Genomic DNA, 14,461 nt, shown 5'->3' on the forward strand with positions numbered 1-14,461 from the left:
TTCAAAAACTAATCGTCAACAGACGTTGCGCATCCGCATATGCTCCTCTTAGGGGGGAGTGGGGATGCGCTTAGTTGTTGTACAAAATGGGGATACGTTATCATCCATAGCTAAAAAAATGGGCGTCGATGTTGAAGAAATTGCGGTTCAGAACGCACTGCCCAGTGAGAAAGTGGTAGCTGGCCAGACATTGGTTGTGCCAGGCGGAAGAAGTTATGTGTGGATGCCGGGGGATACTTTTTCTGGAGTTGCCGAGCGGTATGGTTTAACTGTTGAAACATTACGTTCCAGCAATAAAGGGATAGCCAATCCGCAACCGGGTGACATTCTCGAACTTCCGAGTCAACAAAAAGGAGGGGTAGTCGTAGCCGGTTTTCTTGAACTCACAACACCAGATCAGGACGCAAAAAATGTAAAAAAATTTGCGCCTGTATCCACAAGCATCGGACTTTTTAGTCAGGGTATGACCTCAAATGGACAAATTGTACCTGCTAACGACGCTTCCGCTCTTCAAGCGTTTGAACAGACCCGAAGTGTACCAGCAGCCGTTTTTTCCAATTGGATTGGTGAGCAATTTAGTGCCGACGCACTTCGTATCATGCTTCAATCCGACTCAGAGCAGCAGAAATATTTGAACACTTTGCTCGATATCTTAGATAGAAAAGCGTACAAAGCAGTTATCATTGATTTTGAAATGATTCCAGGTTCCTTACATACATCCTTTCTTATATTCATTGAACAATTGTCCGGATACTTGCAGCAACGCAACATTCCTCTTCTCATTTGTATGATGCCGATCACGTTGAATGATAATCCGAATGCTTCTGGCTTGGCATCTTACGATTATAGTGCTCTGCAAGCTTATGCAGATTATCTTATCGTCATGGCCTACAACTGGCACTGGGGAACAGGAAGACCTGGTCCTATCGCTCCGTTTATGAAAGTTGCGTCATCCATTGAATATGCACTGAGTCAAGTGCCTCGTCAGCAACTGTTGTTAGGACTCATCCGTTACGCTTATGACTGGCTTGTTCCTTTTCAAACGGGTGAAGTCGCCGGGGTAATCGGTGTTCAAGATGCAGTACAAATCGCTATTCGAGAAAATATCCCAATTCAATTTGACCGGCGAAGCCTAACTCCCTGGTTTGCCTATCAAGACAAAAAAGGGCGCATTCATGAATTATGGTTTGAAGATGCGCGCAGCTTACAGCTCAAGTTGCAGCTTGTTGAATATTTTTCTCTGGCTGGTATCGCTCCCTGGCAGTATGAACAGCGTTTTCCCCAGTTTGTCCCAATGCTTCAAGATAACTTCCAGTCAGTCAATTGGCTTTAAATTTGCCAAAATTTCTGCGCGTTTTGGTTCGAGAAAAGGTGGCAGGACAACTTTTTCACCAAGCGTTTCTGGGTTTTCATCAATGGCAAAACCGGGATCGTCCGTAGCAATTTCAAACAAAATTCCGTTAGGTTCGCGGAAATACAAGCTGCGAAACCAAAAACGATCTACCGGACCACTGTTTGGAATTCGCAAACTGCGAATTTTCTCAATCCATTGTTGATATTCTTCTTCATTGGGTGTGCGAAATGCGACATGATGGACGGCTCCGGCACCCAGTTGCGATGGGGGCAGATGAGGTTCCTCCTGTACGTGAAGTTCAGCAGCTGGTCCTCCTGGTCCCATCTCATAAACGAAGGTCTGCAAATTCTCCTTTTGCGTATACTGTCTGACTTGACGCATGTGTAGAACCTGGGATAATATGGCGTCCAGATAGCGCATATGTTGAACGGAAAGCCAAATAGGCCCTTGCCCGCGTATCTGATAAGCGGCGGGAATAGGACTTTTCTCCCAGGCGACGTGTTGATTGGATTCAGATTCATCCACTATTAGCGCAAATCGCTGACCTTCAATGTCATTGAAGAGAAGTGTGGGACGATTGTCTATCTCTTGAATCGTATTGCTAGTGATTCTATGTTCCACCAACCAGTTACGCCAAAATTTTAACGCTTCCAGAGTAGGAACACGCAAGCCAATCCTGGTAATGCTGTTACTGCCTCTCTGTTCTTTGGGAATATCCCAGTCAAAGAAGGTTAAATCATTTCCTGGAATCCCACGTGCGTCTCCACTGTAGAATAAATGATAAGCACTGACATCATCTTGGTTGACACTTCGTTTAACCAATCTAAGACCCATGATTTGCGTATAGAATTGATAATTCTTTTTTATATTGGCCGACACAGCGGTTACGTGATGGATTCCATGCAGTTGTAACGACAAGGTGATCAATCCTTTCTAAAATAACATGAAAGAAGCATCTTTAAATTGATAAGTTACATCGTTGAGTATAGCATAATCTTTTCATAACTTGTCTCATGCTGTCCCATACTACGCTCAGCCATTCAAAAATGAATTGCAGTAGACTGGAGGAGACAAAATGACACAAGAACACGGAAAACCTGCACATAACGATGCCAATAAAACACTGCCACGCGAAGAGCATGAAGAGAAGATTGTTGGTGAGAAACGCCGTTCAGGCAAACAAATGCCGAAAAAATAATCCAAAGTTCAGTTCTTTTGTGGGTCAGTTTCCCATGCTGAACAAACTGATGTAAAATAAGAGAGTTGGCAGAAAAGGTTTGTTTAAGCGTATGGAAATTTGAAATCGCGGATCCACTCGGAGAAAAATACTTTCGTTATAAAAACGAAGTAGCGACCCCGCGGCGCGGGATAGACCAAAATCCGCGATAGCGAGGAGGAAATAGAATGGAACTGACCACTTTGACTCAATTCGAGGAAGCTATTGCAAGCGGGCATGTGATTGTAGAGGTTTACGCTAATTGGTGCCCAGACTGCCGTCGTATTGAAGGTGATATGCCCAAATGGGCAGAAGAATTTGCCTCGCAGTTTCAACTTTATCGTATCAATCGCGATGAGGTTCCAGAAGTTGCTGAAAGATATGAAGTCTTGGGTATACCCACGTTTCTGGTCTTTGAAAACGGCGAGTTGAAGAATCGTCTGCTGAGTCGTGACGCCAAATCGGCACAACAGGTTCACCAATTTCTGGTTGCTGCGTACGCTTAATTAAAAGAACTGTCCATCTGTTTTCATTTGGGAAGCTTCTATTTCCACTTTTCTTGTGGATTTAGAAGCATTTTTTTGTATGAAACGAGAGTAAATTCGAAGAGTAGTCTGTCACAAATCGGATATCATGCATAAAGGTCGCTTCTACGCCCATACTGGGTATGAAGTGACCTTTTAGTTATGGTAACCAGGTTATTTCGAAAAGCAGGTAAAGGAGCGTTTACTCAATGCAAAACCAAACGCAAACCACATCGTCCATGAATATGGCGAATGCGCAATCTCTAGCACCAGGTACACTGGCAGTGAAAGATGTGCAGTATTTGCAAGACGAGATTTCTTGGCTGACAAATGCGGCTAAAAAATGTATGCATAACATTTCCTCCTGCCAAGATACCGAAGTGCAGTCCTTGCTCCGACAAATGGCTCAAACGCACATCAGGCATGCGCAATTGCTCGCAGGTCACTGCACGAATGCAACTCAAAAGATGTCTTCTTCTCAGCACTGAATCAGACAGGAGTGTGCTATTGCGATGAATTCCGTATCTACATCGAATGTTCCATTTGCCGATCGCGAAGCGTTGACCGATGCTTTGTCCACATGCAAATATTTAACAGACTCATTCAACACAGCTGTTCGTGAAGCAGGATGCGATCATCTTCACAGTGATTTAATGACCGTTTTGACGGAAACTCACCAAATGGCTCGCCAGATTTTTCATGTGATGCAGAAAAAAGGTTGGTATCCGATTGAACAGGCTCCTGCCGACAAACTGCAAAAGGCGCAAGGTCAAATTCAAAACATGATTCAGGAAGTATCCCAAATTCCTCTTCAATAATCATTGGCGAAGAGAATATTTATTTCACCTTTCAATACGAAATTTTGCGCACTTTTCTTGTTCTTTCAAAAGAAAGGTGCGTTTTTTCATGGACAAAAGTCTGTAGGATATGAGAAACTTTCAATAAAGCACATATTTATACAAACGGGTGATGAGATGTCAGACAATGCCTTGTTATTGGATGAACGATTGCGTGAGGGTCAATGGGTTGGAGATAATGGCCATCTTTGGATTGGGCAATGTGATGCAGTTGAATTAGCAAATACTTATGGGACGCCTTTAATTGTTTATGACGAAACACAAATCAGGACAAACATTCGCCGTTATCTGGACGCTCTGAAAAAAACAGAATTGAACTATCGTCTGACGTATGCGAGTAAGGCTTTTTGCAGTAAAGCTATGTGTCATGTGGCTTATTCAGAAGGTTGCTTTATTGATGTGGTCTCCGCTGGCGAAATGATGACTGCCTTGGCTGCTGGAGTACCAGCAAGCTATTTGCATTTTCATGGGAACAATAAGTCATTGGATGAATTGCGTTTGGCGCTCAAACAAGAAGTGGGGCTTATTATTGTTGATAATAAAGATGAATTATTGGCTCTTTCGCGTTTAGCAGAAGAAGCAAATGGTCAAGTGGATATTCAATTGAGGATTGCACCGGGAGTTGAAGCGCATACGCATGAATATATATCCACCGGCCAGCAGGACAGCAAATTTGGTTTTGACTGGCAAAGTGGTCAAGCGATTGAAGCTTTGCGATTAGCTGCAACTTTACCGGGGATTCGTGTGACAGGGTTACATGCCCATATCGGTTCACAAATTTTTGATGCTAGCGGTTTTCATGATGCTGTGGAACGTATGGCAGAGTTATATAAGGAAGGGTTACTGCTTGGCCATTCACTCCAGGTAGTGAATATGGGCGGTGGATTGGGAATTCGTTACACGAGTGAAGATACTCCCCAGCCACTGGAGAAGATGATATTAGGCTTAGCTGAGGCCATCAAACGTATCTTTACTCAGTTTGACATACCATTTCCTGCATTGGAACTGGAACCAGGCAGAAGCATAGTAGGTAATGCAGGAACGACGCTCTATCGGGCTGGCTGGAGAAAGCAAGTGGAAGGAGTACGCAATTATGTAGCGATTGACGGTGGCATGACCGATAATCCGCGCCTAGCTCTCTATGGAGCTAAATATGAAGCTATGTTGGCCAATCGGGCAAGCGAAGCGGCTGATACGCTTTGGTCAATTGCCGGAAAATGTTGTGAAAGCGGCGATATGATTGCCTGGGATGTACCATTGCCGAATCCAGAACCTGGTGATTTAATCGCAATATTTGCTACAGGCGCCTACAATTACAGCATGGCAAGTCACTATAATCGACTGCCCAAACCAGCTGTGGTGTTTGTTCGTGAGGGCCAAGCGCGTCTGGTTGCTAGACGGGAAACATGGGAAGATTTAATACGCAATGATGTTTCACTATAAAGTTGCTTGCTGGTGTTAGAGAAAAAAGAGATAATACCCTTGGGTTGCATGCGCGCTAAGCAGGCGCGCATTTTTATTCTTGAGGAGTGAATCGAATGCGCGTCTGGCCGCTTTTGGCGTTACTGATGGTTGCCATGATGTGGGGGAGTCACGCTGTAGTTGGCAAAGCTGTTGAGGCTGAAATATCGCCTGACGCTTTGACACTTTATAGGTTTGTATTCAGTGCCCTTCTGTATTTGCCTTGGTGGCCTAAACTGGCTGCAGTTTGGCAATGGTCAGTCAAAGACAAGCTGTTACTGCTAGGCGCTGCCATATCCTCTTCCGTCTTATATCCGCTTTTTTACTATGCTTCGCTGCGCCATATTTCACCTGTTGCATCTTTGTTGTTTGTCAACGCTGCCCCACTTGTGGCCGCTCTGTTAGCTAGGTGGATGTTTGCCGAACGCATTGGCTGGATGGGCTATGTGGGTATGGTCGTCAGTTTTGGCGGTGTATTGCTTCTTGTGATCAACGAATGGCAAGGTGGATTATCTACCATCGGCATTATCGAAGTTGTATTGGCTATGCTGGCGTTTTCTATTTATACCGTTCTTTCTAAGCCGCTTTTTGTTAAAGCGAACCTGTTTGACGTTCTTGTGGGAACTACCGTTCTTGGCGCTGCTTTTCTTTGCGTGATACTGCCATTTTTCCATCCGCTTCAGTTCTATTGGTATACGCTTGTTCATTTGGGCTTTACTGGCTGGTGGGAACTCGGATATATCGTGTTGATAGTTTCCATGACAGCTTATGCTCTTTACGGTTTTGGTTTGCGCAGAGTTCCTGGTGGAATAGCGGCAGCCATCACGTTTTATCCGCAAGCGGTATTTGGAGCTTTGCTACAATGGCTGTGGTTTGGGCTGCAACCCGTTATAGGTCTCGTTTTTTCTGCTGTGTTAATTCTTGGGGGCACAGCTCTGATGCGCTATTCTGAACTCAGAAGTAAGAAAATGGAAAAAGCGGTCGTGAACAAAGCGCAAGCGATGTGAAGTGATATAATAGGAGTTGGAATTTTATCCGCAGGAAGGATACCAATAAAGAGAGGCGACAAAGCATGAGTACCCAAATGCAGGAAAGTCTGCTCGAATTAATTACCCAAACGTCCACCAATTTACCTCCCGATGTACGACGGGCAATAAAAAAAGCACAGCTTCAGGAAGAAATTGGAACTCGAGCAAGTATTGCGATCGACACGATTGTAGACAATATTGTATCTGCGGAAGAAGACGTACAACCTATCTGTCAGGATACTGGTATGCCTACTTTTATTGTTCATTGTCCTGTTGGTTTTAATCAGTTACGTATGACTGAAGATATTCGGGCGGCTGTCGAAGAAGCAACAAAACTTGGCAAATTACGTCCTAATTCGGTCGATCCGTTAACAGGAAAAAACTCCGGTAACAACCTTGGCGCTGGTACTCCGGTCATCCACTATCACCAGTGGGAGCGCGATGAAGTGGAAGTCCGCCTGATTTTAAAAGGCGGTGGCTGTGAAAATAAAAACATTCAATACGCACTTCCGGTGGAATTGCCAGGTCTCGGACGAGCAGGTAGAGATTTGGAAGGCATCCGTAAATGTATTTTGCACGCTGTCTATCAGGCGCAAGGACAAGGGTGCAGCGCTGGTTTTATTGGCGTAGGGATTGGTGGAGATCGGACAACAGGGTATGAGTTGGCTAAGGAGCAGTTATTCAGGCCGCTGGATGATGTCAATCCGAATCCCACCCTTGCCGAATTGGAACAATACATTATGGATAACGCGAATCACCTGGAAATTGGCACTATGGGATTTGGCGGTAAAGTGACGTTGCTTGGCTGTAAAATTGGTGTCATGAATCGTATTCCAGCTTCTTTCTATGTTTCCGTGGCTTATAACTGCTGGGCCTTTCGCCGCCTGGGTGTTGTCCTTGACGCCACAAGCGGTGAGATACGTTCTTGGCTTTATCGAGACAAGGAAGAAAAAATGGAGCGCCCAACAGGCGGATTTTCCACCGATCAGGCCATCGTCTTAAAAGCGCCCATTTCTGAAGAACAAATCCGTTCTTTAAAAGTGGGAGATGTTGTGCTGATTGAAGGAGAAATTCATACAGGACGAGACGAACTGCACAAATATTTGATGAAGCATGATTCACCAGTATCCTTGCAAGGCGGTATAATTTATCACTGTGGTCCAGTTATGATGAAGGACGATGCGGGAGAATGGCATGTGACTGCTGCTGGTCCCACAACATCCTCTCGTGAAGAACCTTACCAAGCAGATATTATTGAAAAATTTGGTTTGCGTGCTGTGATTGGTAAAGGTGGCATGGGTGCTAAAACGTTGGCTGGTTTGCAGAAATCGGGGGCTGTTTACTTAAACGCAATAGGCGGTGCGGCCCAATTTTACGCTCGATGCGTGAACAAAGTAAACGGTGTGGACTTTCTTGATGAATTTGGCGTTCCAGAAGCGATGTGGCATCTGGAAGTGAAAGGATTTCCAGCCATAGTGACTATGGATGCGCACGGCAATTCATTACACAAAGATGTGGATGAAGCCTCCTTATTAAAATTGGAGGATTTAAAAGATCCTGTCTTTGCGTAAGTGAAGTCAGCAGGAAAGGCAGATGAGTTTAATGAGTCGACATGCTCGTGTAGCGGCGACGTTTGCAGGATTTTGTTTTCTTTACAGTTTTTATCTGTACTTTGAAAAATATCAGTGGGATGCGGGGCAGATGAATCATTATATTTTTCCCGTGTTCTATTTAAGCAGTCCAAGTACATTTGAATTTCTTATCAATCTTTGGACTTGTGTCACATTAATTGTTTGGATTTGGTTTGGCGTGGCTTGGGCTCGAAGTGTGCCCTCCAGTCGAAAAAAAATACAAACAGAAGAAGAAGTTTGAGATGAATCAAGCGGGATCGTTCAAAAATGAATCCCGCTTTTTTCATACACTGTGTGAAATCGCATACATTGAGCTGGTGAGGAGTTTTGTAGACAAGTTCCAAGCATGGAGAAGAAAGGGGAAATCGAGAATGAGTACAGAGGAAAAATTATTCTCTCGAGCAGCTCTAGGTGACAACAAGGTGGATGTCAGCCAATATGCACCACCACGGTTTGAAACCCTTGAGGAAGAGCGTCTCTATCGTAAACAGCGATTAGCTGCGGCATTTCGTCTATTTTCTCGATTTGGTTTTGACGAAGGTGTAGCAGGACATATTACTGTACGCGATCCAGAACATACAGATTGCTTTTGGGTCAATCCGTTTGGCATGCATTTTGGACAAATTCGAGTTTCAGATCTGATTTTAGTCGGTCATGATGGGAAAGTGTTAGAAGGCAATCGGCCCGTTAACGCTGCTGCCTTTGCCATCCATTCGCAAGTTCATCAAGCTCGTCCTGATGTAGTTGCAGCCGCTCACGCGCATTCTATCTACGGCAAAACTTGGTCTTCACTCGGTCGTCTACTGGACCCCATTACGCAAGACGCTTGTGCTTTTTATGACGATCACGTTCTATTCGACGACTATACGGGTGTTGTTTATGATGTGGAAGAAGGGCGGAGAATTGGTCAGGCTCTTGGTAAGAAAAAAGCAGCCATCCTGCGCAATCATGGATTGCTTACCGTTGGTGGCTCTGTGGATGAGGCAGCATGGTGGTTTATTACCATGGAACGTTCCTGCCAGGCGCAGTTGCTCGCTGAGGCGGTAGGAAAGCCTACGCAAATTGAACCAGAGTATGCTCGGAAAACGAGCCAGCAAGTAGGTTCGGCACTCGCTGGCTGGTTCTCCTTTCAACCGCTTTATGCGCGGATTGTGCGTGAGCAGCCTGATTTGCTGGAGTAGTGATCAAGCGGATCGAGCAAATTTCTTTTTCGCTAGTAAAATTATTTCCCAATAGGGAATAAAATCTTCTTTTCGCAGTTGCCAAAGCGCGCGTTGCGATGTTCCCGTGACGCGCGCAAACCAAAAGCAATAAGCCACAAAACCAAAAAAGTAGGCACAGGTAGAGGCTAGTGCTGCGCCAACCATGCCAAAAAAGTGTACGAGTGGAACGCAACAAGCCAGATTGATGATAACAGCTAAACCGTTCATCCAAATTGCTGTTTTGGGCTGGCCGAGCGAATTGGTAGCATATTGCAATAAAATATTGCTTGCCGCTTTAAAAATGAGTCCAGGCAAAAGAATCCAGAAGGGCAGGATGGCTTTTAAGTATGCACCATGATGGCCAAGCAGCATAAAGAGAAAAGGAAAAGCTAATGCAATGATAAATGCAAAACCGGTTGAAGTAATCAGACTTTGCCGTGAAGCTTTGGTTGTCACTGAGATGGCATCATCATGAGCTGCGCCGGTCATTCTTGCAAAGACGACGGAAACGATGGATTGTGAGAGTGTATTCAGCACTTCGGCAGCACCTACTGCCGTACCATAAATAGAAAAAATGGTTTTTCCGAGTGTACTCAGCACGTAAAAATAATCGACTCGATAGTTGAAATAATGCACTATATTGGAAATTGAAGACCACGACCCGTATGATACAGTTCCTCGCCATTCAACTTTTGAAAATCCTATGCCGAGCGCTTTTTTCCAACTTCCGACTCTTTGCGCGACACGATGATATGCGGCTGTTAAAGACAGTATCACTGCAAAGACCCAAGAGGCACTCCAAATACAGTAGCTGTAAAATAATCGATCGGCTTCGCGTTCTGGATGTATGGCCAGCAAGACAAGATAGACGAGTAAGAACACAAGCGGTTGGGCTAGGTTGGAGCGATTCAACCAAGTAATATCGTGCAGAGCATTGAGAATTCGCGTTGCGTAGTTGAAAAGAAAGGCGAGTGGCATACAAATGACCATCCAGCCCCAGGCTTCGAGCAATATATGGTGGGTTACCAGCCACCATGTGAGAGGCGTTAAAACAATCCAAATGAAAATGGATGCCACGCACAAGATCAAATTCCCGGTCTGAATAATGTTTTCCGTGTCTTCTCCGCGTTTTGGCAGAGCATAGCCATACCAATTGGTGTAACCGCCAAGAAAGTTCTGGCTGCCATTGAGCAACACCTGGCTGAATTGGAGCTGACCCCTATCGGCTACCCCGAGAAATCGACCTGTGGCAATAATGGTCAGAAAACTGATTGCAGATGATAGACCTCGGTAAATAAAAGAAAAAAATGTGGCTTTACGATTGTTCAAGAAAGGGTCACTCCATCAGTCTTTGCCCCTAGACGGCATCGACAGATTTTTGCATACGTTCAATCTGGCCTACAGTGTAACACAGCTATGGCCCAGGATTGTGTGTCGAATTCGCGGAAATTCTTGAAAATGTGATAATCTGCTTGAAGAGCGCCATTCTTGGTCAGTTTGGAAAAGACAGGGCAGGAGGGCATGTATGCGAGTAGTGGAGTGGATTGAGCGAAAACGGCGCGGGGGACATTTGTCTGGAGAGGAAATTACTCAATTGATTCGAGGGTATGTAGCAGGTGATATTCCAGATTATCAAATGAGTGCCCTGCTTATGGCCATTGTTTTTCAGGGAATGGATGAACAAGAAATCACCTCTTTGACATTGGCTATGGCTGACTCTGGAGATCGACTCACGTATCCCAAAAATCTGGGTTTTCTTGTGGATAAGCATAGTACGGGTGGAGTGGGCGATAAAACATCTATTGCACTCATGCCTTGGCTTGCTGCCATGGGTGTACCGATTGCCAAAATGTCAGGACGCGGACTGGGCCATACGGGGGGGACGATTGACAAGCTGGAGTCGATTCCGGGATTTCGTACAGAGTTGAACCAAGCGGAATTTGTACAGCAGGTAGAGGCTATAGGCATTGCTCTAGCTGGTCAAAGTGGTAATCTAGCACCGGCTGATAAAATGCTCTATGCTTTGCGTGATGTAACCGGTACGGTTGCCAGTTTGCCGCTGATTGCGTCTTCCATCATGAGCAAAAAATTAGCGAGTGGAGCAGACGGGATTGTCCTTGATGTCAAAGTAGGCGAGGGCGCTTTTATGCAGAATGAGGCGGATGCACAGGTGTTGGCTCGTCAGATGGTGCAAATAGGGACGCAGTCAGGAAAAAAAGTAGTAGCCCTTTTATCCCGTATGGATGAACCTCTTGGCTATGCAGTTGGCAATGCACTTGAAGTCAAAGAAGCGATAGACACTTTAAGAGGTTGCGGGCCGGACGATTTTACAGAACTTTGTTATGCACTTGGAATTGAGATGATGTTACTGGCAGGGTTGACGAAAAGTCCGAGTGAGGCGCGGCATAAAATGAAGGAAGCCATTGAGAATGGTCAGGCTTTAGAGAAGATGCGTCAGTGGATTGACGCACAGGGAGGCATTGGCGATGTCGTGATCGAACCAGAAAAGATATTGCCGAGGGCTCCGTTTGTGCTTACAGTTCATGCTCCGCAATCAGGAACAATCGAGAAAATTCACGCATTGGCTGCTGGCGAAATCGCGATGCGTCTTGGTGCTGGAAGAGCTACCAAAACGGATAAAATTGATGTACGTACGGGTCTGGTATTTTTACACAAAGTTGGTGCAGAACTTCAAGCTGATCAACCGCTCGTGGAAATTCATGCTCGTTCTGAGCAGGAAGCGTTGGCTGTGCAGAACGATGTCTTGCATCTCTTTGAGTGGGGAAATCACACCTCCAAAATCCCACCTTCGATTGTGATTGGGCGAGTTGTGGCAGAGGTGGAAGATGTGGATACGCAGCTTTTAGCAACTGCTCAACAAGCCATGAAGCAAGCGTACGTCCCTTATTCGCGGTTTCCAGTGGGTGCGGCCCTGAGGCTTGCCAGTGGGCGAATAATCAGCGGCTGCAATGTCGAAAATGCTTCCTATGGATTGACCAATTGCGCAGAGCGCAGCGCTATTTTTCGTTTTGTTTCCGAAATTGGAGTCGAGCACGATAGGATTGTAGCTATAGCTGTGGCAGGAGATACCGAAGAAGCGATTGCTCCTTGTGGAGCTTGCCGTCAAGTTATGGTGGAGTTCTGCTCTCCAGATACACCTGTTTATTTGAGCAATTTACAAGGAAAAAGAGTTCAGACCAGCGTAGGCGAATTGTTACCAGGATCTTTTGGTTCTTCACAATTACGCTCTCATTCGAGAGATTGTTAAAGGAGAAAAATTCATGCTTATCTCTCGGGATGCACATTTTACTGCAAACGATGAAAACACTGGTGATGAGACTAGAGCTTTGCCAGAAAGGGCAGAAATAGACAGCCGCTATAAGTGGAAACTGGAAGATTTATATGAGACAGATGAACTTTGGCAACAGGATGCGGCAAGACTGCAAGCGGAACTTCCAAAATTGTCAGCATACGCTGGTAAGTTAGGTCATTCAGCTGCCGATTTGCTTTGCGCCTTGCAATTGTCTGATCAAATCGAACAGAAGGCGAGTCGCCTTTATGCGTATGCGCATATGCGCGCCGATGAAGACAGCCGCAACAGCGTTTATCAAGCGCTTTCCGAGCAGGCGCTTTCTCTTATTGTGCAAGTTCAAAGTATATCGGCTTTTCTTGTCCCAGAATTGCTTGCTATACCTGCTGATGTTCTTGAACGTTTTTATACGGAAGAACCTGTTTTACAGATGTATCGTTTTGCCATCGAACAAATTACCCGACAAAAGCCACATGTACTGCCTGCCAATGAAGAGTTGTTGCTGGCTTACACTGAAGAAATGGCCGGATCGCCACGTAACATTTTTTCGATGTTTAACAATGCAGATTTGACGTTCGATCCGATTCAGGACGAATCAGGAAGAATATTGCAGGTGACGCACGGGCGATATTTGACATTATTGGAAAGCAGTAGCCGCGAAGTGCGTCGTCAAGCTTTTGAGTCGGTATATACTGCGTATGAAAAATATCAGAATACGCTTGCAGCAACCTATCAAGCCAGCGTTAAAAAAGACGTTTTCTACGCCAAAGTAAGGCATTATCCATCCGCTCGCGAAGCGGCACTATTTCCCGATAATGTGCCTGTTGCCGTGTATGACCGTCTGATTGAGGCGGTTCATGCTTCCATTCCTACTTTGTCCAAGTATCTGCGCTTGCGTCAATCAGTCCTTTCGCTCGATAAACTTCATATGTACGATCTCTATACACCGCTTGTAGCGGATGTGGAGTCGAAGATTTCGTATGAAGAGGCAGTCGAAACCGTCTTAGAATCCTTGCAGCCACTTGGTGAAGAATATGTTGCAGTAGCTCGCAAGGGTATATTTGAAGATGGTTGGGTAGACGTTTACGAAAATCGTGGTAAACGAAGCGGAGCCTATTCAACAGGTGCCTATCCGGCACATCCCTATATCTTGCTCAATCACACCGAGAATCGACATGGAATGTTTACACTGGCTCATGAGCTAGGCCATGCTATGCATACGTATTTCTCCTATCAAAATCAACCACATGTTTACGCGCATTACACCATTTTTGTTGCAGAAGTGGCTTCAACCTGCAATGAATCTCTTCTATTTCACCATCTGTTGAAGAAGACAAGCGACAACTTGCAACGAGCAGCTTTAATCAATCATCACTTGGAAACCATCCGCACTACGCTAGTTCGACAAACATTGTTTGCTGAGTTTGAAATGTTGGCTCATGCTCATGTCGAAGAGGGTGGGGCTTTAACAGCAGAGTGGTTAAAGCAGACCTATAAAAAATTGATTGAATTATATTTTGGAACCGTTTGTCATGTGGATGATCAGATAGCTATGGAATGGGCCAGAATTCCCCATTTCTACAATGCTTTCTACGTGTACAAGTACGCCACAGGTTTATCTGCAGCACTCGATTTGTCTGAACAGATTCTCAAAGAGAAGGAACCAGCAGTAGAGCGCTATTTGCAATTTCTTAAGAGTGGAGGTTCGGATGAACCGATTGCTCTGTTGCAGAAGGCGGGCGTAGATATGCTTTCACCGGAACCTGTTAAAAAGGCTTTACAACGGTTCGACACTCTGGTTGACGAGTTGGCTTCCACTCTAAATGTTGCCTTATAAGAGTTCATGTGCTTGATGAAAGTGCGCATAGGCCTGCCCAT

At 45.2% G+C, this 14,461-nt stretch carries 14 protein-coding genes; 12 read left to right on the forward strand and 2 right to left on the reverse strand.

The window, feature by feature from the left end:
- Positions 1–64 precede the first annotated feature (64 nt).
- The gene (locus FY534_RS03505) at positions 65–1,333 is read left to right on the forward strand and encodes a LysM peptidoglycan-binding domain-containing protein (protein WP_203115240.1); all 1,269 of its coding nucleotides are present in this window, start codon (positions 65–67) and stop codon (positions 1,331–1,333) included.
- Here the strand turns inward: FY534_RS03505 and FY534_RS03510 are convergent.
- Positions 1,316–2,272 carry a ring-cleaving dioxygenase gene (locus tag FY534_RS03510; RefSeq protein WP_203115241.1) on the reverse strand — a complete coding sequence of 319 codons (957 nt, stop codon included), beginning with the start codon at positions 2,270–2,272 and terminating at the stop codon, positions 1,316–1,318. The two genes, FY534_RS03505 and FY534_RS03510, sit on opposite strands and share 18 nt — an antisense overlap.
- 157 nt (positions 2,273–2,429) lie before the next feature.
- On the opposite strand from FY534_RS03510, the gene FY534_RS14805 reads away from it, so the two are divergent.
- The 9 genes from FY534_RS14805 (at position 2,430) to FY534_RS03550 (ending at position 9,252) form a co-directional block, all read left to right on the forward strand.
- Entirely contained in the window at positions 2,430–2,552 is a 123-nt protein-coding gene (locus FY534_RS14805; protein WP_255567414.1) for a hypothetical protein, read from the forward strand.
- Positions 2,553–2,758: 206 nt separating this feature from the next.
- Positions 2,759–3,076, forward strand: a complete 318-nt coding sequence (locus FY534_RS03515; RefSeq protein WP_072874764.1) for a thioredoxin family protein — start codon at positions 2,759–2,761, stop codon at positions 3,074–3,076.
- A 227-nt stretch (positions 3,077–3,303) separates the two neighbouring features.
- Positions 3,304–3,582 (forward strand): hypothetical protein, encoded by a 279-nt coding sequence (locus FY534_RS03520; protein WP_203115242.1) that lies wholly within the window; start codon positions 3,304–3,306, stop codon positions 3,580–3,582.
- Positions 3,583–3,606: 24 nt separating this feature from the next.
- Positions 3,607–3,912 carry a spore coat protein gene (locus FY534_RS03525; RefSeq protein ID WP_072874765.1) on the forward strand — a complete coding sequence of 102 codons (306 nt, stop codon included), beginning with the start codon at positions 3,607–3,609 and terminating at the stop codon, positions 3,910–3,912.
- Between the two features lie 156 nt (positions 3,913–4,068).
- A complete protein-coding gene (gene lysA, locus FY534_RS03530; protein ID WP_203115243.1) occupies positions 4,069–5,394 on the forward strand; it encodes a diaminopimelate decarboxylase in 1,326 nt (441 codons plus the stop codon).
- A 95-nt stretch (positions 5,395–5,489) separates the two neighbouring features.
- Positions 5,490–6,419, forward strand: coding sequence for a DMT family transporter (locus tag FY534_RS03535; protein WP_203115244.1), 930 nt, complete (start codon positions 5,490–5,492; stop codon positions 6,417–6,419).
- Positions 6,420–6,484: 65 nt separating this feature from the next.
- A complete protein-coding gene (locus FY534_RS03540) occupies positions 6,485–8,011 on the forward strand; it encodes a FumA C-terminus/TtdB family hydratase beta subunit (protein WP_203115245.1) in 1,527 nt (508 codons plus the stop codon).
- A 22-nt stretch (positions 8,012–8,033) separates the two neighbouring features.
- Positions 8,034–8,312, forward strand: a complete 279-nt coding sequence (locus FY534_RS03545) for a hypothetical protein (RefSeq protein ID WP_072874768.1) — start codon at positions 8,034–8,036, stop codon at positions 8,310–8,312.
- Positions 8,313–8,442: 130 nt separating this feature from the next.
- Positions 8,443–9,252: a class II aldolase/adducin family protein gene (locus FY534_RS03550; protein ID WP_072874769.1), complete on the forward strand. Its 810-nt coding sequence runs from the start codon at positions 8,443–8,445 to the stop codon at positions 9,250–9,252.
- 3 nt (positions 9,253–9,255) lie between these two features.
- Here the strand turns inward: FY534_RS03550 and FY534_RS03555 are convergent, their stop codons facing one another.
- Complete coding sequence (locus FY534_RS03555; RefSeq protein WP_203115246.1) at positions 9,256–10,602, reverse strand: lipopolysaccharide biosynthesis protein; 1,347 nt, start codon at positions 10,600–10,602, stop codon at positions 9,256–9,258.
- A gap of 196 nt (positions 10,603–10,798) precedes the next feature.
- Here FY534_RS03555 and FY534_RS03560 point away from each other — a divergent pair, with 196 nt between their 5' ends.
- Both FY534_RS03560 and pepF read left to right on the forward strand, forming a co-directional pair.
- The gene (locus FY534_RS03560; protein ID WP_072874771.1) at positions 10,799–12,541 is read left to right on the forward strand and encodes a thymidine phosphorylase; all 1,743 of its coding nucleotides are present in this window, start codon (positions 10,799–10,801) and stop codon (positions 12,539–12,541) included.
- A 13-nt stretch (positions 12,542–12,554) separates the two neighbouring features.
- On the forward strand, positions 12,555–14,420 hold the full coding sequence (pepF, locus tag FY534_RS03565; protein WP_072874772.1) for an oligoendopeptidase F: 1,866 nt from the start codon (positions 12,555–12,557) through the stop codon (positions 14,418–14,420).
- The last annotated feature ends 41 nt before the right edge of the window (positions 14,421–14,461 follow it).

Source organism: Alicyclobacillus sp. TC (assembly GCF_016804365.1).
Lineage (GTDB): Bacteria > Bacillota > Bacilli > Alicyclobacillales > Alicyclobacillaceae > Alicyclobacillus_I > Alicyclobacillus_I tolerans.